Below are 20,866 nucleotides of genomic sequence, written 5' to 3'. Positions count from 1 at the left end.
CGTCGTAATGTCAATTTAAGTAAATACTGTATCTCAAGCGTTAAATAGTCGTTAATATGACGAATGAGAATTGGTATCAATACATGGAACAGAAAATGGCAACAACCTCGGTTCAAAATTACAACTCAGTCTCAATGGCACTGCATTGGCTATCCGCTTTGGTGATTATTGGTATGTTTGCAGTCGGACTTTGGATGGTTGATCTTACATATTACAGTGAATGGTATAAAACTGCGCCTCACTGGCATAAATCTGTGGGCATACTGTTAGCGGTGGTAACTGTCTTCAGGTTAATTTGGAAACAGATGACACCAACACCAAATGCAGAGGGTTCTCCCATTGAGAAGATTGGTGCAAAAGTTGGTCACTTGATGATGTACATCGCGCTGTTTGTCATTTTCATCAGTGGTTATTTGATATCAACCTCAGACGGTCGAGGTATCGATGTTTTTGAATGGTTTACGGTTCCAGCATTAGGTGAGCTCTTTGCAAATCAATCTGATATTGCAGGAGAGGTTCATTTTTATGCCGCTTGGTTTGTTATTTTAGCCGCTGCAGGGCATGCATTAGCTGCCTTAAAGCATCACTTTATCAATAAAGATAATACTCTTCGAAAAATGTTAGGAGTTTCGAAATGAAAAAGACACTAATCGCTACAGGAATGGCAGTGGCAATGATGTTGCCACTAGGTGCAAATGCCGCTGATTACGCTATTGATACTAAAGGCGCACACGCCTCAGTGAACTTTAAGGTGAGCCATTTAGGTTACAGCTTTATTCAAGGTCGTTTTAACGACTTCTCTGGTCAGTTTAGCTATGACCCAGCAAACGTTGCTGCTTCTTCGGTGGAAGTCACCGTTGACACAACAAGTCTGGACTCGAATCATGCCGAACGTGATAAGCACATTCGTAGCTCAGATTTTATCGATGCAGGTAAGTACGGTGAGGCAGTGTTTAAAAGTACAGGTGTGAAAGACAATGGTGATGGCAAGTTAGACATTATGGGTGATCTTACCCTTCATGGCGTGACCCAGCCGATTACCATAAACGCTGAGTTTATTGGCGCAGGCCAAGACCCATGGGGCGGTGAGCGCGCTGGGTTTTATGGAACCACTCGTTTGGAGTTAGTGGACTTTAAGATTCCTGTTATGGGCGCATCAAGCTACGTTGATATGGAACTGCACATTGAAGGTGTGAAAAAATAAGCGTGAATCTTTAATTAGTGACTTCTTAGAGGTAAAACCCTGATTTAGACGGTCAGGGTTTTTTTATGTCTCAGGAATAACGACCGGTTAACACTGCCGGATAATCTTCGAGAATTAAAACCTCGCCATTTACAACACTAACTACGGGCAAGTTAGTATCGTCATTTTGGTGGGGCTTTGTGCAGTTAGTTGGGATTTTAACCATATGATTCATAAAGTAAGAATTTACGGTTGACCAAAATTCTATTTGGGGTAAAGTACGTCTCGTCCTCACGGTGAAGCGAGAGGATGATGGTGTTTGCATGTGCCCTGGTGGTGGAATTGGTAGACACAAGGGATTTAAAATCCCTCGACGTTCGCGTTGTGCCGGTTCAAGTCCGGCCCGGGGCACCATCTCATTGTTACAGTTGTGTAGGTAAGTCTACTTGTGCAGTGAACGATAAACACTAAATAAAGGCGCCTTGGCAGAGTGGCTATGCAGCGGATTGCAAATCCGTGGACCTCGGTTCGACTCCGGGAGGCGCCTCCAATATTCATCATCAAATTACATGATACCTTGATGATGAGAGATAAAGTCACCAGCTAAGGCTGGTTTTTTTATGCCTGAAATTTGAAGCTCTCGCCAGTACATGCTGGCGGGGGCTTTCCTATTCTAAGAGCATGCAGCGCTTTTTTAGCAGTATGCTGTTGCTGTCTTCACATAAGAATACCCATCTCCAATCTCGACTCAGGTTTAACTTGCCAGTGAGCGCGTATTCAACATACTCACTCCGCGTTTAAATAGCGACTTCAGTATCACGTTGTCCCAGTCACACTTGGCAATGTCCACTATTTTGTTGGTTTAGTTTCTTTTGTTGTACTGCTCGCAAACTTCTGCCATGCAACTGGAAGAGTATGCATATGCAATAGAAACTTAGCGCAATTCAGTCTATGTGTACAAATCGCTGAGGCATGACATTTTTAGTTCAGCGGCTTCGCATAATAAGGAGCTTTAGTGAAGAAAATTTGTCTTTTTTTACCCACCAACCGAGAATGCGCCAACGCGATTGGCTTGATGATCAAAGAAGCTAAATATGCGGTTGATAATTTTAATGTGCTTGTTCATGTTTTAATTTTAGATACTTCAAGCGGGGATGAATATAGATCAAACCTTGAAGCTGTTAAGCAGTATGACCACGTAAATAAAGTATCAGTTTCTTATTTTGATGATGAGAGACAGAAAAGCTTTATCCGTAATGTGATAAATGATGCAAAACAGCATGACGTGATGGCAAGGCTGTTAGCGATAATGTTGCCTGAAGGCTGTTCTTATGGGGCGTGCACGAATAGAGGTTTTTTAATCAGTACCGCTTTTGGTTGTGACAGTATTCACCGAAGAGATTCTGATAGTCGATTACAGAGAGTCAACGGTGAATATATTTTTCCTATCTACCAGGAGCTTCGCTCTTTATCTCAAAATGCTCATGATGTATCTGGAAATGTTGATTATGTGACCTTGTTACCTGAGCAAGAGCAGATGCCTGTTTCATTGGTCGGAGGCGCCTTTATTGGCGCTATGTCTGTAGATGTTCAAGAGATGCAAAGCATAAACTCAGATGTTTATGAAACAATTGTTAGCCTTGATGTTCCAGACGGCTACTCTGAGGCCCAGAGGAAAGAATTTGTAGAGAAGTCATTTAAAGGTAACGGAATAGAACGATTTAACGGTGATAAGTCGAGCCTATGCTCTGTTGATCCCTATGCGGTCGATATGTGCAATGTCAGTTTCTATAAAGTGCACCAAAAAATACCGCTTCCTCCGGCGAAGTCTACCATCGCTTCTGACTACTTTCTTATACATATGGTTAATAGCTCAAAACTTCCAGGTGTAGAGCACAATAGACATATAGATAACTACCATACCCCAGAAAGAAAAACAGATGATGGTTTCTTCGATTATCAAATTAGGTTGGTTAAGTATTATGTATCTCTTAATTACTTCGGTTTTATTTTTTCCAGACTAGATGAGCTTGGATTAGAGCTACTAGACCATGATTACCAAGTTAATTCGGAAGTTGTTTTGGCAGTGATAGAAGAAAGTCTAAAACTCGATCAGGAAACAGCTAAAAAAACGCTGAATATAATTATTAAAGAATATTCAAAACTCGGCGGTCGTTATGAAAAACTCTCATGTATAATTAGTGCTCGATTCAGTGAGTTATTATCCGAAGCCAAAGCTGATATGGAGGACTTTAGATTTTTAACGGGGGTTTGGTCTTCCCTAATAAATTCAAGTAAGAAGCAAGTTAGCATTTAATTATCAGTGGAAGATAAATTACGATGAAGTATCAAGAAGACAATGATGATAATTTCGATGCCATTACGTTCGATTTGGCAGGAATAGAGTGTCAATATGATAGGTTATCGCATGAACTACCTGGTGTAGATATACGATTCGCTATCAAAGCATGCCCGGTTGATGGCGTATTGAGGTCGCTTGTTGAAAAAGGCTCTGGTTTTGATGCTGCAGGAGTGAATGAAATTTTACAAGCAATTAAATCTGGATGCGATGTTAGTAAAATTCACTATGGCAATACCATTAAGTCGGACAAAGATATTAGTCATGCCTATTATTTAAATATTCGTGATTTTGTGACCGATAACATAGGCGATGTTCAAGCGATAGCACGTCTCGCGAGTGGCAGCCGAATTTGCTGTCGTATTGCTAATGAAGGCAAAGGCGCACTGTGGGAGTTAAGTAGAAAATTTGGTTGCTCAGGAAAGGAAGCAGTTCGAATTTTAATAGAAGCAAAGAGAAGCGGTTTGAAGCCTGCGGGGCTATCTGCACATGTTGGCTCGCAACAAATGGAAGTTGCAGCGTGGGAAAAGTTATTTACTCTCTGGAGAGAGGTTTTGCTTAACCTGAAATCTAAAGGCATAAAGATAGAGTATATTAATTTAGGGGGCGGATTCCCTTGCAGTGGCTATTTAGATAAGCAGGGAAATAAATTATCTCCACCAGAAGCAAAAATATTTAGCACAATTCGTGAAAATATGTCGCGGCTGCAAAAAGACATAGGGTACTCCTTACGTTTTATCGCTGAGCCGGGCCGCTATATTGTTGCTGATAGTGGTATGATTCGTGCGCATGTGGTGCGTTTATCTGAGCGGATTCAACCATGTGGTACTAGAGAGAGGTGGTTATATCTGTCTTGTGGAGTATTTAATGGTTTATTTGAAACTGACAAAATCAGATATAAAATGCGCTTCCCCACGCGAAAGGACAGTAAGCTAGTACTGGCAATTGTTGCTGGGCCAACGTGTGACTCGTATGATGTGATTAATGATGAAACTAGTCAAATTCTCGTTCCTGAAGATCTACAATCTGGGGACCCTGTATTAATACTCTCATGTGGCGCATATTCTGCGAGTTTTGCTACTGTCGGTTTTAATGGTTTTGCTCCGTTAAAGCACAGTTTGCAAAACGGGAGTGAGCATGGTTCGATGCAAGCAAGCTTAATTGAACAACCTGCTTTGAGTTGAATATAGAGGGTAAATAAATGAATACAAGTGTGGTGTCTTTTATTATTCCATTTAGGAACGCAAGTAGTGAAAGAGAACGAAACTGTTTTTCTACGTTGAAATGGGTAATTACCCATTACCCTAGTTGCGAAATAATACTTGCTGAACATGGCTCTAAGACCGAATTTCCACTCGAACTAGGAACCATTAATCAAATTTATGTAGGAAATGAACTTGAGCCATTTAATAAAAGTAAAATCATGAATCAAGCCGCCATTCTTGCATGTCATGATGTGCTCATATTTCTTGATTCTGATATTATCATAGACCCAGAAGATCTAAACCGATGTATCATCAGTTGCCAACAGGAATTTGAGGCAGTGAATCCTTTCAATGTCGTTATTGATCTTCCTGCAGATTTAAGTGAGATGGTTCATAACTCACCCGACATGAGGTTAAATTACCCCATTGCTGAAAAAGATAAATCTGAGTGTAGAGATTTTCTTAATTTTAGTGGTGGCATGGTACTGATTCGAAAATCAAACTTTGTTCAAATTGGCGGCTGGCCTGAAGAGTTCTGGGGGTGGGGAGGAGAAGATGACGTTTTTGCTTACAAAATTGAACGCTTCTTGAAGTTTAAAACATTCAAAAATCCCGTTTATCATCTTTATCATAAGCGTACAACTTATGAAACGGTTGCAGAGAACCCTGAGTATTTAGCTAATTGTGAAGCTATGGACCGGATAATTCGCTATACCGATAATCAATTAATAGACTATTGTATGAAAAGCAAGGAGGCACTTGTTAAGTTCCCTGCGAATGAACTATTATCAAATCCTATTCGTCATGATCTTGCTAAAGAGTTAATTATCCGACATGAAAGAGTCAATTTAGATGATTTAATTGAAGATGGGAAGGTTGTCTATTATCCAACAGTACAGTTAAGTTAGCCAAACTAAGGGTGTATAACAGTCAGCATTGTTAGAAAAGCTTCCCTGCTTTTTAGGGAGCGCCAGTGCCATTTCACGTAGAAGTGGCACTTATCGAAAGTAACTCTCACTTATTGTTAGTATCTGACTCCAATATCAACCTTGCCTCTACGCTAAAGCTAGCTCATTAACTAAGCTGGTTCATTAACTAAGTTGGTTAGCCAACGTTTAGCAAAGATTCGGTGTAAAACTAAGCATCCTTTGACGGCTTCTTCTAGTAGGATCGCGACCATTACCCAATTTAGCGGCCAACCAAGAACAAAAATCGTGAATACTGCAACTGGAATACCTATACCCCAAAGGCCAAATAACTCGATAAAGAGTGCATACTTCATGTCCCCGCCACTACGCAATGCCCCCGACAGTCCAAGCATGTTTAGAGCCCGCAATGGAACAGCGAAGGCCATAATTAGTAATATCTGAATCGCGACATCCAGTTGTGGCGTATTCATGTAATTCAAGACTTGCTGAATATCATCCCTTAACAGGTAAGTCAGCGGGCCAATAAAGAAAGCTAAGATAACCGCAACGATAATCAGTCGCCAAGCGACATACCATGCGCGTTGATACCGTTCCGCTCCCAGCTCCTGGCCAATGAGAGTCGATGCTGCGACACTTATTCCGTAGAAGAGGGAAAGTATCACGGCTTCCACGGGGCTTAGCATACTCACTACAGCCAGCGCGCCCACGCTAATATGCCCCATGAGTATGCTATAGGTTAAAATACCCGCCGCCCAGCCGCCGTTTTGTAGCAATGCCGGAAACGCAATTTTGAGATAGAGTTGGCGAGCTTTTAGAGTAAGACCGCTTTTTACATCGTGTTTATTCGGACAATATTGGCGCCGGCGACTATATAAGTACCAGCCTAAAATCAGCATTTGCACTACTCGTGATATTGCAGTACCTATTGCAGCCCCAACAACACCCATTTCAGGAAACCCGTATAGGCCGAAGATTAATAGTGCATTCAACCCAACATTTAATAGACTGGCAAATATGCTGATGTACGTGGGCACAGTAGCTTCGCCAACCGCCCTAAACATGGACTCTAAAGGAACAACAATTGCCGTGAGCAAGATAGTCCAACCAGTAAATAGCAAATAGTCCGTCGCCATTTGATTAAATTCTACATCGTTACTCGCTAGACCAATGACCCAGCTAGGTGCGATTGTATATAGCAAAGCAAAAGGTAATGAAACGATAGTGGACATAATTATCGATTGTCCTAAAGAACGTTTCACACCTAAAATATCATTGGCGCCAAAGTATTGTGCTGCTAATACAGTAACGCCTGCACACGACCCATAAATGGCAAGTAAATTGAAAAACACAATTCGACCGCCTAGCCCGACAGAAGCGACGGCACTATCACCTAAAGGAGCCACCATAAGCGCATCCACTAAGGATAGTAAGGAGTATAGGATGGACTGGGTAGCAACAGGAATAGCGATACTGCATACTTTACGCCAAAAATTACTATCTGCGGTTCGCCACATGGCTATCATCTTAATGTCCCTTTAAGTTTTGTGTGCATGAATCCGTCATTCCCAACAGCATAATAAGTTTGCCTAGCGTGATCGGTATTCAAACGACTAAGATACAATCTCGAATCATTTACCCACCTGTAACCGCCCCCTAAAATAACGCTAGTTCATTCTAAACGTCGCTTACTCAATATGATTATTTGCCTAGCAAACTTGAACTTTTGTACTGTTCGAGGGAGATTGTTTAAGGGGACAGAGACGAGTATATCGATAAGTTTTTCATATTATTACGTAAGCTCAGCTTGCTATGTACGATACTAAGTAAAAAATGCGAGTCGGAGGGAATTATTTGTAGTGGCATAGTAATTAGGCGATCAACTAAAGGTGATAGCAGTACTTCACCTTGATGCTCGTGTGGTTCGAGTTCAGTCTGACAAGAGGCTCCACTCATTGTTGCAGCTACAAACGTCACTCTACTTGTGCAGTGAACTCATGAATACTAAATAAAGAGCCTCTCTTATCTGTTCTTTTGGTTTCTAGTCCTCTCTATTTCGCTAATGCCAACGCTAAAATCCCGATCGGGTGTAAGCACGTGTAGTTTGTGTTTTCTTCTATTTGCCATTTACATGTTTCGCAATCACTAACAACGTAGTCTGCGTTGCTAGAATTTATGGTTTCGAATAGCGACCTGCCAATCGCAATTGAGTGTTTGTAGTTCTCTGTTTTAAATCCATAGGTTCCGGCTAACCCGCAGCATGCGCTATCTAGCACAATTAACTCTACCCCTGGGATTTGTTTAAGTAATTCAATTGTGAAAATATGATTGCCGCTTTTTTCCATATGGCAGGGGATGTGATAAACAAGTCTAAGATTGACCGGCCTAAAGTTTGGCTGGTGGCCATTCATCATCGCTTCAAGTAAAAACCGAGTAACATAGACAATATGGTTTTTTACTGAACCATTATCAACGCTCAGTACATGCGGGTACTCCTCTTGCAGTGTGAAAGAACAGGTTGAAGAAGTCGAGACAACCGCAGAATTACCGGACGCGAGTGCACCTTCAATCGTTCTGACATTCAGTTGTGCGTTTTTTAGTGCTTTGTTATGGAAGCCGTTAGCGATTAAAGGGACACCGCAGCACTTTTCTTTATCTAATAGAGCAACACCAAATCCGAACGCGTTCATCACTTGAACAAGCTCTTTACCTTGTTGTGGAAAGTTATAATTAACGTAACAGCCATGATAGTAGGCAACTTGGGTTGAATAATGCGATTGATCCGGCGCGTGCTTTTTAAACCATTGTCGAAATGTACCGTGTGCGTAGCGAGGCAATGATTTTTTTTCATGGACCCCAACAGTATGGTGCATGATTTTCTTTATAAGCGGCAGCTGAGTGAGTCGATTCGCAATTGGTGCAAATGGAGTGGCAATATGACCAAATAAATCGGTATGACTTAAGATAAAATCCCGTACCAATTTGGGGCTGATGGATTTCTTCTCATACTGTCCGCGTGCTTTGGCAATAATGTCACCAATTTTAACGCCAGATGGGCAGGCTGTTTCACAGCGCTTACAGTTAGTACACGCTTTTAGTGCAGGATCATAATAGGCCCGACTTTTTATTCTGAGTCTTTCGCCATCAGGTCCCGATGCTTTAGGTCCTGAGAAGTTTGGGTTAACTTTCGAAACTGGGCAGTATACGGTGCATATTGTGCATTTTATACAGCTTTCAAATTTGGAGTCGAGCGGTATTGTTGAGTAGCTAGGAGCGGAACTCATAGTGAAAGCTCCTTATTCGGTGAGTGATTAGATTTATTTCCCACACCACAGCTGGAGTGAGGTTTGGCTGCAACAGCGACATTACTGGTGGTTTTTATTTGGGTGTTGGCAATAATTTGCTCAGCGACTTTAACAGCGGTACTGATGGCAACACCACCGCCACACCCTTGGGCTATTGGGTCGTAATCGGCAAGAATTGACCCGCAGCAAAATAAATTGTTGACTACCTTTTCGCTGATAAAGGGTTGGAAGCGTGGGTTAGTTTTAACGCCATAAGACAAATAGGGTTGCGACTGGTTTGAGAATAAAATTGAATGGTGCCACTGACTACGAGGGTAGTCTTGGTGTACGTCTAGATTGAAAATAGGCTCGATGATCTGTTGATGATCCGATGTTAGACCATTACTAAAGAAACTCCCTGTCGCTAATATATAATTTTCAGCCTTAAGTTCGAAATTGCCGAGATTATGAGTCTGTATTGATGAAATATGAATACCATTATTATCGTGTGAACGATGGGCATTAATGACACTATCTCCCTTGAGATGCGTTCCGCCAAGCTGAATAAATACTTTACTTAATTGTGATTCAATATTGATACCTAACAAGGAAGGGGCAAGTGTGGGTACTAAACAAATGTCTAGATTGTGTTCTTGTTGCAAATGATTGAGGCGGCGCATCGCGTCACCATCACCAAAGACAGCAGGTAATATGATTAAGTCGTTTTGGCTTACTTTATCGAGTAATTGTTGTTTAAATTTATCAAAGTAGTGCGGCTCGTTTAAGCGACCTTGAAGGTCAGTAGATCGTAGTGGTCGAGCGGTTTCGTCGTTAAGAGCGTTAGCTAATGAAATCATCTGACTTTGTATATCAACCGCCTCATCCTCAAACAGTAAGGCTAAGTTGTGACAAAATAAGCTAGGTTGAAAGTCGTGAAATTTCTGGAAAGAGAATACTTGAACTCGGCTATTTTGATTCAAATTGGTTAGGTCTATGGCAAATTTTTTTACCAGCTGTTGGGAGCTCCATGTTGCTTTCAATGTGCCAATTGGCGTTAATCGGAAGTGATTATCTCTATCGCGAGAAGTGAGTACGTTGTTGTCTAGAACAATGGTGTTGATAAACCAATCGAGAGCGTGTTTTACACCACTTACACCGACCTTAGAATAGGGGTGAGAGGTTAACGACACCTCTAAATGTTCTATGGCTTTGAGTGGATTAGTGACAATGTCACCGGATATGGGGGAATGTGATAATACATCAATAGAGCCTGATGCAAAATGAAGTGCACTTTGACCCCGGCTGATCAGTGCAGTATTAAGACCAGCCTGCAAGGCACGAATAGCAGAACAATAGCCGGCCATACCGCCACCAATGACAATGACGTCGTAATGAATCATAGTGTTTCCTCACGTTGGTGTTCGTTAGTTGAAACGTCTGAGCGTGAAATTCCCATTAAACCTTCGAATGTCCATTGACTGAATTCAGCTTCTCTTAGGGCATCTCCCCATAAAATGGGTGTCACTCCTTTCCAGCGTTCTTCCAAAAACTCACAGAGTAATTGATTGAGGTCTTTATCCAGAATATTATCACTACAAGACAATAAGTTAGCGGCTCGATAGGTGCACATTTCACCTTGGCAAGGCCCCATCCCGAGTCGAGTTCGCCTTCGTAAATCAATGAGGTTTCGAACATCTAAATGTTGAATAGCGTAGTTCAGTTCGCCTGATGTAATCATTTCACATTCACAAATAATTGAGCTTGCATCATTAGCACCATCCATTTGCTCCAAAGCTTTTGCTCCGTGTCGGTACTCTGCGGATTGGAAAACAGAAATTTGTTTGTCTCGGAAGCGAGTAAGAGCACTGGTTGATTCCGAACCAGGTAAAGGTTTAACCTTGGTTAGACAAGGCTGTGTATTGTTTAACTTCTTGGCGATGATATCCGTAGTTTGTTCAGCCATGAGCCGATAAGTCATTAATTTACCGCCCGTGATCGTAGTTAATCCGGTCAATCCATCTCGTTGCTCATGATCAAGTAAAACGATACCTCGACTGATATCACGCCCCCTTTGGTCATGGTTTAAAGACACTAAAGGTCTCACACCAGCATAAGCTCGTAATACCCGAGTAGTTCGCATTGATGGAGCAAGCTTAGCCCCCTCAGTGAGTAAGGTATCGACTTCTTGCGGCGTGACTTTGAGATGGTCAATCTCACTGTAATCAATATGTTCTGATGTAGTCCCAATGAGAGATATGGTATCGCCGGGAACCAAAATATCGGCATCAGCAGGTGGCCGGCAGCGATTAATCACGGTGTTATTAATACGGTGATTTAGGATCAGTAACGATCCTTTAGCGGGATACATCTTGACGTCCAATTCGGCATATTCGCAGATGTTCTGGCCCCAAATGCCAGCAGCGTTAATGACCTGTTGGGCATAGACCTCAAAATACTGTTGAGTTTTGTGGTTGTAGACGCGGACTCCAACGACACGGTCAGTTTTACGGATCAAAGATGTCACAGTGCAATGATTGAATACTCTGGCGCCATGGCGTTTGGCATCTAGGATATTGGCCGTACAAAGGCGAAAGGGATCGATGGTGCCATCGGGAACACTGACTGCGCCAAGTAGTGAGGGATTGCAACTTGGCTCGATGGCTAAGGCTTGTCTAGGGTCAAGCGTCCGAGTCGGGATGTCTACGTGGTGGCAAGCTTCTAAAAAACGCTTCTGAAACCCAAAGTCGTCTTCAGGCAAGGAGATAAAAAGACCTTGAGTGTTCTCAATACAGTGATTGGCCACACGCTTTAAAATTTGGTTTTCTCGAATGCACTCTCTGGCTGAATGCTCATCGGTGACCGCATACCGAGCGCCGGAGTGGAGTAAGCCATGATTGCGGCCTGTTGTACCAGAAGCAAAATCATCGCGCTCAATTAGGATGCATGCTATTCCTCGTAATGCACAATCACGAAGTACTCCACTGCCTGTCGCGCCACCGCCAATTATCACGGCTTCTGTTTCTATACGATAATCTAGGTTCATGACGTTCTCTCCCGTTTGTAATATCAGTTTGGCAGTAATGCTCGAAAATGTTCGAGATTGCGTTCACAATTTTTCGATTTTAGATTGAAGTATTGGGTGGCTCAACGGTTGTGCAGTGATTGGCATTCGTGTCAATTATGATTGTTGTGGTTATTAATGCTGACTTTGTATGCATTGCAGCACTTTATTCTGATAATGATATCAATATTAGCAGTGTTTTGTGTGGATCGAATCTCATATTCAATCAAAAGTCAATGATGAGCGAGGTGTTTTATAAAGTTTGCGAGTCTCCTTTGGTTAGTTTTGATGGTTATTTATTATTGTTCGTGAGCGTTTATGCTCGATTGTGAGTGTGAGCAAGGTGGTGAAACAATCACAGGAGGAATTTTTATGGACAATAAACAGCGACATATACTACTTGGTCAATGCATAGCCGAATTTATCGGTACCGGACTACTCATTTTTTGGGGAGTCGGTTGTGTGGCTGCATTGGTGCTAACAGGTGCAGAATTTGGGCAATGGGAAGTCAGTATTATATGGGGGATGGCCGTCGCATTAGCGGTCTACTGCACAGCGGGAGTGTCGGGGGCGCATATCAATCCAGCGGTTACTATTGCTTTAGCTATGTTTCATGGTTTTGAAAAAGCCAAAGTTCTACCTTATATCATTTCTCAAATAGCAGGAGCGTTTGTGGCTGCGTCGATTGTTTACGCGTTATATGCCAACTTATTTGTAGAATGGGAACTGGTTAATGGTGTGGCCAGAAACTCGCCTGAAGCACTTGCGACAGCGGGGATCTTTTCGACGTTTCCTAACGCTTCATTGTCGTTATCTGGAGCGTTTGCGGTAGAATTTGCGATCACTGCAGTCTTGATGTTTGGCATATTGGCATTTGGTGATGAAAACAACGGTGCCCCACGAGGAGCACTCAGTCCGCTGCTGATAGGCCTACTTGTTGCCACTATTGGTGGTTCATTTGGTCCGCTAACTGGTTTTGCGATGAATCCCGCCCGTGATTTTGGTCCAAAACTATTTTCATTTTTTGCTGGTTGGGATTACGCGTTAACTGGTGCAAAGGATATCCCATATTTTATTATTCCAATTTTTGCGCCAATTGCGGGGGCGTGTTTTGGTGGCTGGCTTTATCCAAAGTTTATCTCAACCTACCTGCCTAACACTGGGACTGGATGCACCATTCCAAATCAATGTGATACTGATACAGACGCAGAAACAGAAGTCAAAATCTAACCGCACAACGACGCTTATATAAATAGAAAGGATTAAATTATGACGAACCAATATATTGTTGCTCTAGACCAAGGCACAACAAGTTCACGCGCCGTTGTTTTAGACCATGACGCGAATATCGTTAGCGTAGCACAGCGCGAGTTTACCCAAATTTATCCAGAAGCAGGGTGGGTGGAACATGATCCGTTGGAAATTTATGCAACACAAAGCTCGACGTTAATCGAGGCATTAGATAAGAAAGGGATCCGCTCTGATCAGGTGGCAGCCATTGGTATTACGAATCAGCGTGAAACGACGGTAGTTTGGGATAAAGAAACGGGTACACCTATTTATAACGCCATTGTTTGGCAATGTCGTCGTACCGCCAGTATTTGTGAATCACTTCTTAAAATTGATGGTCTTGAAGCGTATATCAAAGAGAATACCGGCCTCGTTCTCGACCCTTATTTTTCTGGCACTAAGGTGAAGTGGATCTTAGATAATGTTGAAGGGGCTCGTGAACAAGCTGAAGCGGGAAAATTGTTGTTTGGAACCATTGATACGTGGCTCATCTGGAAAATGACTCAAGGACGCGTGCATGTAACGGATTATACTAACGCTTCTCGCACAATGTTGTTTAATATCAACAGTCTTCAATGGGATGAAAAAATATTGAGTCAGTTTGATATACCGTTATCAATGATGCCGGAAGTGAAAAGTTCGTCAGAGGTTTATGGTAAAACGAATATCGGCGGCAAGGGTGGGACTCGTATTCCAATTTCAGGTATCGCTGGAGACCAACAGGCCGCGTTGTTTGGTCAAATGTGTGTCGAGCCGGGACAAGCAAAAAATACTTATGGAACAGGCTGTTTCTTGTTGATGAATACGGGTCAAGAAAAAGTAACATCACAAAATGGTTTGTTAACCACGCTAGCTTGTGGTCCCAAAGGCGAAGTCGCGTATGCCTTGGAAGGGTCTGTATTTATGGGGGGCGCGTCGATTCAATGGTTACGTGACGAAATGAAGTTGATTGACGATGCCAAGGATTCAGAGTACTTCGCTACAAAAATTGACTCTAGTGATGGCGTGTATGTGGTTCCTGCCTTTACTGGCCTTGGCGCGCCTTATTGGGATGCGTATGCAAGAGGAACGATTGTAGGCATGACACGTGGAACCGGTGCGTGCCATATTATTCGAGCGACGCTTGAAAGTATTGCGTATCAGAGCCGCGACGTGATTGATGCGATGCAAGCAGATTCGGGAATTAAACTCTCCGCCTTACGGGTGGATGGAGGAGCGGTCGCCAATGATTTCTTGATGAACTTCCAGGCTGATATTTTGAACACCGAAGTGTTACGACCTAAAGTCACGGAAGTCACAGCGTTAGGTGCCGCGTATTTAGCGGGTTTTGCTGTTGGTTTTTGGGATGGTATTAATGACATTTCAGATAAAGCAGAATTAGATCGCGCCTTTAAGCCATGCCCAAATAATACAAAGCGTGAAGTAAGGTATAAAGGCTGGCAGCGTGCAGTTAAAGGCGTAAGAGCCTGGTCTACATTTATGAATGATGAATAGGCTATGATGGATAAGGAATAGCTCAAGGTGTGATTAAAAAGAGATAGGTATTTATCTATCTCTTTTGTTATGTACGCAGATTTTCTCTCTATTCTACGATGTTAAGCTTGAGAGGTTCTCTATATGCTTTGTTGGCATTGTCTCTAAGTAGGCGCTCAAACTCTTTAGCAGGTACTGGCTTACTATAATGAAACCCTTGACCATACTCACAATCAATGGAATTGAGATAATCAACATGCCATTGATTTTCAATACCTTCTGCGATTACTTTTAAGTTTAGCGCTTTTGCCATGGCGATCACAGCGTTGACAAGCTCGCGGTCAGATTTATTTTTGCGGATATTTTTCAAAAATGAACGATCGATTTTTAGTTGATCAAACGGAAATTTTTGAAGATAGCTTAACGCTGAATAACCGGTGCCAAAGTCATCGATGGTTAATTTTACGCCCATGGATTGTAATTTATTCAGCAGGCTGATGACTTCTTCGTTGTGGTTAAAAAGTAGGCTTTCGGTAATTTCTATATCGAGTCGATCGGCGGGCAGCCCCGATTTCATCAGGCCATAGCGAACTTGCGTAAACAACTTATCGCAAAATCGAAATTGGACACTGGAAAAGTTAATAGACATGTGTATTGGAGCGATGGCTTGCCAAAGCGCTGCTTGTTGACAAGCCGTCATGATAGCGAACTCACCAATTTGATGGATTAGGCCATTCTTCTCTGATAAAGGTATAAATTCGTCGGGCGGCACCATACCAAATTTCTTGTCATTCCAACGCATAAGCGCTTCTGCGCCAATGATTTCATTAGTGCGTAAATTTAGGATCGGTTGATAATAGATTTCCAGTTCATTGTTGGCTATCGCATAGCGCAGTCGCCCGTCTAAGCTTAAACTCCGTTGAACATTACTGCTCATATCTGAACTATAAAAGCTAAATGCATTTCTACCATCTTGTTTAACGCTATACATGGCCATATCAGCATTAGCGAGGAGTTGTTCTGTATTTTGACCATCTTGCGGGTAAACAGACATTCCAATACTGATGGAAACGAAAAAATCTTGGTTATTCCAGTTGAATGGTTGATTGAAAAGGGCCAATACTTGGGTTGCATAGTCTTTGGCCAATACTTGGTTATTGAGGTTAGGGACAATGAGTAAAAATTCGTCACCACCTAAACGAGATAATAGCTCTGAGCTACCAACAGAATCCATTAAGCGGGAAGTGCTTTGCTTGAGCACTTCATCACCGGCTAAGTGACCCAAGGTATCATTTATCTGTTTGAAGTTGTCGAGATCGATAAACATTACCAGTAAGCTTGAGTTGTTTATGCCAGCCTTTTCTATCTCACTTTCTAGTTGTTGGTTACCATAACTGCGATTGGGCAAGCCGGTTAGGGCATCGTGAGTGGCTTGATAGGAGAGCTTTTCTTCTGATATTTTCCGTTTTTCTATCTCGTCTAAGAGCTGATGATTTTTTACCGATAATATAGCGTGCTGTTTTTTTGATTCAGTCACTTTTGTTCTTAAAATGATATTAGCGTTATTAATTATAAAAATATAAAATAAACCACACATAACAGGTAGCGCTAGGAAGGATAGGCCAATAATAAACCAGCTAGAGGTTAATATGCTTTTTTCGTTGACGGATTCAAACCAACTATTTAAAACGAAAGGCGTATTTTTGATAGGAATAGAAAAGTTAATCGTCGCATTAATATTATGTTCAGATATCGGATTTTTTCCTGATAATGAGTCCCAAACAAAAGAGTGGCCATTTTGGGAAACCAGTTCAATCCTACTTTGACTGTCCTTACTTTCTTGAGCGGTCAACTGTTCAAAAATAACGTCTTTGTTGAGAATCGCGACTAAGTAGGCTGTTGGCAGTCCAGATTGAGTCACCATTTTAACCAGTTGAACTTCATTGTCACCCAGTCGATTGACCGTTCGAATTATCACATCACTTGACTTGTTGTTCTTAAGGCGAGAGACATTAAATAACAGTTTTGATCTTGGGTAGGTATCGGCAATGATAGAACCATCCAGCCCAACAAGAGCAAAACGGTCATATATGTTCTTTTGATTGATGGTTTTGTTTTTTTGCGTTGCAACAAGTTTGTTCTTTAGCCTTAGGATACTCGAGCCTAAGCCATACTGCATGGACATCCCTGATGCTAAGTTTGCGAAGAAAGCATGCATTACTCTGTCTTCGGCCAGCGTATCCATATCTTCATTGGTGACGTAAAAGAAATACTCTAAAGTACTGGCGTAATTTCCTACTTTTAACTCAAGTTCGCGGTGCTGAGATTCTTCTAAACGAGTCTGACCTAAGTTAGTAACACCAAGAATTAACATTAAGTAAGCTGCCAGCAATAGAGAGGCTAATAATATCAATCGATTGGCTTTTACATTTTTAGTCATAGTTTAGATTTACTACCTTCTGTAAAATAACCTTCATAAAAATAGAAAACGGATGGATAGTATTTCTCGACAAGTTTATTGTAGCTTCCATCTTTTTTAATTTTAGATAAGTATTTATTAAATTCAATTCTGAGATTCGGAGAGTCTTTGCGAAAAACGGCAGCCATCCGTTGCTCTTCTGATACTGGTCCAATAACCTTAATTTCACCTGGCCATTTTTCTAGTGCAATTAGCGTATCTGGTACATCGAGTAATGTACTTTCAGCATTACTATTTAGTACAGCAGGGACCATTTCACTGAGCTTTCTTTGTTGCTCCGGAAGAATGATATTGGCGCCAGTGTCATAAAGTTGATACAAATTGGGGTCGAGACAAGAATGTTCCATGGCAAGTACATCTTTACCCCGCATCAGTTTTTTAACTTGTACGATGTCTTTGACGCTCGAACCAGATGGTTGAATGGGTCTCAAGTCGGATTCTGTTTTTGCTATCAACCATACTGCTGATGGAAAGTAATCTGTGGAAAAGTCAGCGATCTGTGTTCGCCATTCTAAGATTGTCACGCCGTTAGCAATTAAGTCGCCTTCAATTGGAACTTGTTTTCCTAGCGTTAGTGCATTGTTGGTAAATTGAGCATCTTGCCCTATTAGTTTGCCGAATACATTGTTCCATTGTGCAGGTACATATTGATACTCCACTCCGATTGATTCCGCGAACCCTTGTACAATTTCGACATCTAATCCAGTTAAATATTGAAAGTCATTTTGATCAATGTAGGAAACAAAGTTGGCGTATGAGACCCCAAGGTGTCTTAAAACCCCACGTTTTTGTATTTCTTCCAAATCATCAGCTAAGAGTGCTGAACTAAAAAAGGTCAGGGCAACCGTGGCAAGAGCCGCCGGTATTTGACTATACGATAGAGTAACTTTCATAGTAAACCTCTTAAAGCTCAGGTGATAATCGCCCAATATAGCATTGGGCGTATGGTAACTAGGCGATATCGTAGCTATGTCATGTCGTAACTAAGCCATGTCGTAATATAGATCTTGAATAGCATTGATCAGACCAATTACATCGTTTTTATCATGGAATAGGTGGGTAGAGATCCTTAATGAATAAGTATCGGGTCCCCCGACTTCCAATTTAAAACTCGTTGTACGGATTATGTAACCATATTCTTCTCGTAAACGATCCCTGAACTCTGTCAGTACGCTTTCGGGCACACTAAGTTCAAACGGGTTAAACGTAGTAAGGCCGCTAGTTAGGCCAGTTACGTTGGGCGAAAAAATATAGACGTTTGGCAGAGTCTTTTGCAAAAGCTCTTTGCACAGTGAGCCAAGTGCCAGCACTCTTTCTTCAATACGAGCGCGGCCGATATCGTCCCACATTTTACAACTGTCAGCTAAAGCTTGTTTTGCTGGGTAATTATCATTGCCAACATATTGGAGTTGATATTGAATACCCAAATAATCTAAATGGCCCAATGATGAGTTTATTGCCCAGTAAGGCTTTTCTCCGTTGGCCCATTCTTTGATTCGGTTCATGTTGTCACGGACGTAAAGAATACCAGTGGCTCCGGGGCCACATTGCCATTTGTGCCCAGAACCTGCGTAGAAATCACAATCAAGATCATGGAAATCGAGGTCGAGCATGCCTATTGTATGCGCGCCATCAACAAGGGTAGGTATCTGACTTTGTGTCGCCAACTGACAAATTTCTTTCGCTGGTAGGCGCGTGCCCGTTTTATAGGTGATGTGCGAGAAAGTAATAAGCTTGATATTAGAATATTGTTCAATCGCTTCACGGAACGCTTCTACATAATCTTGTTCTGTGACAGCTTCACTGCCCGTATAAATTGGCAACTGAATCTCGATAATTTCAACGCCATACCTTTGTTTAACCATATTCAATGGTGACATTGCGGCGATGTGTTCGTGATGTGTAGTAAGAATCACATCACCAGATTGCAGGTTAAGACCGTTGATTATCGAGCACATTCCATCGGTCGTGTTTCGGCTTAAGATGATCTCACTTGGGTCTGCACCAAACCCTGCAGCAATATCCGATACCATGTCTGAGACATAGGGCCATGAACCAAATTTTCCGTCCATATCCCAAGGGTGTTTTGCAACGGTTTTGTTGTTTTTGTTATAGTGTTTTAACACTTGTTTAGGCATAGATCCTGTAGTGCCGATGTTCATGTATGTCGTCGAATTATCGAGAATAAATTGGGATTTAATATTGGCCCAAAATGCTTTGCCTGTTGAGTGGCGATGAGAGCTCCACTGGGAGTCGAGCTCGTCGGCGTTTGACACTGAACTAAACAGGGTACTACTAACTCCAGCAATGGCTACGCCCGCACTACCTTTCATGAAATTACGTCGATTAAGTGATTCTACTTCCTTGTTCACTTTACTCATTTGCACAGTCCTTTATGATTGAGTGAGGTTGATAATGCTTATTTACAGTTATGTTAATTAAAGTTCGCTGTTTCAACAGCTTAGTATCTACAGGGCCAAAAATAAATTAGCCAAAGGTGATCTTGACTCCAAAACAAGTTAAAAGCTTTCTAAAAATCAACATGATAGCGTTCTATTTCGCGATCTAGCGCAGAGGCACACGTTGAACGCGATTGTCACTATCCTCAATTTTGTCATTATCTTAATTGATGGCCTCCACAGAGTAATAGATTAGGACTTTGAAAGCCTTAATCTACATTGTTTGCACGGTAAGCGATGAAGCGATCTTAGGGAGTTAACATCGGTGCTGGTGATTGCCCTGAGTTAGAATTAGAAATAGGGTTGTTTATTGGTATTGCGGTTGGATTAATATCTGACGTTAAAGGCATTGATTTGTCTCTTTCTTTTTGAATGTGAAGAGGATTTATCCAGCTTGCTGGAGTTTTCGCCAGGTAACCCATAAAGTTAACATTTTTGCTTGACGATAATTCTCATTCGAATATAGTGCCCAACGTTGCCGCATTTCAATGTGGGAGCGATGGTGTTTCCAAGCATTATATGCATGCCCTGGTGGTGGAATTGGTAGACACAAGGGATTTAAAATCCCTCGACGTTCGCGTTGTGCCGGTTCAAGTCCGGCCCGGGGCACCATCTCATTATTGTGTGATTAACAGCCGTTAATTTTCACCACATAATGAATTTAGAAACACGACATAAAAAGGCGCCTTGGCAGAGTGGCTATGCAGCGGATTGCAAATCCGTGGACCTCGGTTCGACTCCGGGAGGCGCCTCCATTTCTTAATGCTTCCCTATTCAAGCTAAACTTCCGCTACATTCGTAATCCTGATTACCTTCTTCGGATGCTACATAGGCACGTTCATTTCATTTATACTATAGACTTACATTAAGCGCTTAGTTTTACGTTAAGTGTATAGTTTTAGACGCAATTAGTTCATTTATAACCATGACTCTTGTTATTGCGCCATCTATTGAAATGGGTCATTGATGCAAGGAACTTAATTTTAGTCATCAATAAAGCTCCTCGCCAAAGGTGAGCCAACTCTCTCATTGAAGGTTGAAATCTACGCCTTTAAGGCTCATCCGTATTTACTACGCCCCCACGCTAAGTACCAAAACTCTGTGCCACGGCTCTCAGTAAACGATATGGTTAAGCGTTGTTACTGTG

Annotated in this window: 14 protein-coding genes and 4 tRNA genes; 11 read left to right on the top strand and 7 right to left on the bottom strand. The window is 42.0% G+C overall.

Annotation, left to right across the window (positions count from 1 at the left end; genetic code table 11):
- Positions 1-56: 56 nt before the first annotated feature.
- The 7 genes from L4D05_RS08825 to L4D05_RS08795 all read left to right on the top strand — a co-directional run bounded on the left by L4D05_RS08825 (position 57) and on the right by L4D05_RS08795 (position 5,655).
- A complete protein-coding gene (locus tag L4D05_RS08825; protein WP_428793684.1) occupies positions 57-638 on the top strand; it encodes a cytochrome b in 582 nt (193 codons plus the stop codon).
- Positions 635-1,204 (top strand): YceI family protein, encoded by a 570-nt coding sequence (locus L4D05_RS08820; protein WP_428751303.1) that lies wholly within the window; start codon positions 635-637, stop codon positions 1,202-1,204. The genes L4D05_RS08825 and L4D05_RS08820 overlap by 4 nt, the downstream gene beginning before the upstream one ends.
- Before the next feature lie 306 nt (positions 1,205-1,510).
- A tRNA-Leu gene (locus L4D05_RS08815) sits at positions 1,511-1,597 on the top strand.
- Between the two features lie 62 nt (positions 1,598-1,659).
- Positions 1,660-1,733: transfer RNA gene (locus L4D05_RS08810), tRNA-Cys, on the top strand.
- A 465-nt stretch (positions 1,734-2,198) separates the two neighbouring features.
- Complete coding sequence (locus L4D05_RS08805; RefSeq protein WP_428793683.1) at positions 2,199-3,500, top strand: DUF6271 family protein; 1,302 nt, start codon at positions 2,199-2,201, stop codon at positions 3,498-3,500.
- A gap of 23 nt (positions 3,501-3,523) precedes the next feature.
- Positions 3,524-4,726, top strand: a complete 1,203-nt coding sequence (locus L4D05_RS08800; protein WP_428793682.1) for a type III PLP-dependent enzyme — start codon at positions 3,524-3,526, stop codon at positions 4,724-4,726.
- 17 nt (positions 4,727-4,743) lie between these two features.
- Entirely contained in the window at positions 4,744-5,655 is a 912-nt protein-coding gene (locus L4D05_RS08795) for a galactosyltransferase-related protein (RefSeq protein ID WP_428793681.1), read from the top strand.
- Between the two features lie 170 nt (positions 5,656-5,825).
- Here the strand turns inward: L4D05_RS08795 and L4D05_RS08790 are convergent, their stop codons facing one another.
- From L4D05_RS08790 to glpA, 4 genes are all read right to left on the bottom strand, one after another.
- Positions 5,826-7,199, bottom strand: a complete 1,374-nt coding sequence (locus L4D05_RS08790) for an MATE family efflux transporter (protein ID WP_428793680.1) — start codon at positions 7,197-7,199, stop codon at positions 5,826-5,828.
- Positions 7,200-7,724: 525 nt separating this feature from the next.
- Positions 7,725-8,957 (bottom strand): anaerobic glycerol-3-phosphate dehydrogenase subunit GlpC, encoded by a 1,233-nt coding sequence (gene glpC / locus L4D05_RS08785; protein ID WP_428793679.1) that lies wholly within the window; start codon positions 8,955-8,957, stop codon positions 7,725-7,727.
- Positions 8,954-10,357, bottom strand: a complete 1,404-nt coding sequence (gene glpB, locus L4D05_RS08780) for a glycerol-3-phosphate dehydrogenase subunit GlpB (protein WP_428793678.1) — start codon at positions 10,355-10,357, stop codon at positions 8,954-8,956. The genes glpC and glpB overlap by 4 nt, the downstream gene beginning before the upstream one ends.
- On the bottom strand, positions 10,354-12,000 hold the full coding sequence (glpA, locus tag L4D05_RS08775) for an anaerobic glycerol-3-phosphate dehydrogenase subunit A (RefSeq protein WP_428793677.1): 1,647 nt from the start codon (positions 11,998-12,000) through the stop codon (positions 10,354-10,356). Before glpA ends, glpB begins: the two co-directional genes overlap by 4 nt.
- A 390-nt stretch (positions 12,001-12,390) precedes the next feature.
- On the opposite strand from glpA, the gene L4D05_RS08770 reads away from it, so the two are divergent.
- Both L4D05_RS08770 and glpK read left to right on the top strand, forming a co-directional pair.
- Positions 12,391-13,248, top strand: coding sequence for an MIP/aquaporin family protein (locus L4D05_RS08770; RefSeq protein WP_428793676.1), 858 nt, complete (start codon positions 12,391-12,393; stop codon positions 13,246-13,248).
- 39 nt (positions 13,249-13,287) lie between these two features.
- Positions 13,288-14,802, top strand: coding sequence for a glycerol kinase GlpK (gene glpK / locus L4D05_RS08765; protein WP_428793675.1), 1,515 nt, complete (start codon positions 13,288-13,290; stop codon positions 14,800-14,802).
- Between the two features lie 88 nt (positions 14,803-14,890).
- On the opposite strand, the gene L4D05_RS08760 is transcribed toward glpK, so the two are convergent.
- The 3 genes from L4D05_RS08760 to L4D05_RS08750 all read right to left on the bottom strand — a co-directional run bounded on the left by L4D05_RS08760 (position 14,891) and on the right by L4D05_RS08750 (position 19,641).
- Positions 14,891-17,221 (bottom strand): putative bifunctional diguanylate cyclase/phosphodiesterase, encoded by a 2,331-nt coding sequence (locus tag L4D05_RS08760; protein WP_428793674.1) that lies wholly within the window; start codon positions 17,219-17,221, stop codon positions 14,891-14,893.
- The gene (locus L4D05_RS08755) at positions 17,218-18,153 is read right to left on the bottom strand and encodes a transporter substrate-binding domain-containing protein (protein ID WP_428793673.1); all 936 of its coding nucleotides are present in this window, start codon (positions 18,151-18,153) and stop codon (positions 17,218-17,220) included. Before L4D05_RS08755 ends, L4D05_RS08760 begins: the two co-directional genes overlap by 4 nt.
- A 90-nt stretch (positions 18,154-18,243) precedes the next feature.
- Positions 18,244-19,641: an aminotransferase class V-fold PLP-dependent enzyme gene (locus L4D05_RS08750; protein ID WP_428751296.1), complete on the bottom strand. Its 1,398-nt coding sequence runs from the start codon at positions 19,639-19,641 to the stop codon at positions 18,244-18,246.
- A gap of 603 nt (positions 19,642-20,244) precedes the next feature.
- Between L4D05_RS08750 and L4D05_RS08745 the strand changes: the two genes are divergently transcribed.
- Positions 20,245-20,331: transfer RNA gene (locus L4D05_RS08745), tRNA-Leu, on the top strand.
- A 69-nt stretch (positions 20,332-20,400) separates the two neighbouring features.
- Positions 20,401-20,474: transfer RNA gene (locus L4D05_RS08740), tRNA-Cys, on the top strand.
- Positions 20,475-20,866 lie beyond the last annotated feature (392 nt).

Source organism: Vibrio nomapromontoriensis, from assembly GCF_050337205.1.
Taxonomy (GTDB): domain Bacteria; phylum Pseudomonadota; class Gammaproteobacteria; order Enterobacterales; family Vibrionaceae; genus Vibrio; species Vibrio nomapromontoriensis.
This window is presented reverse-complemented; position numbering and strand designations above follow the sequence as displayed.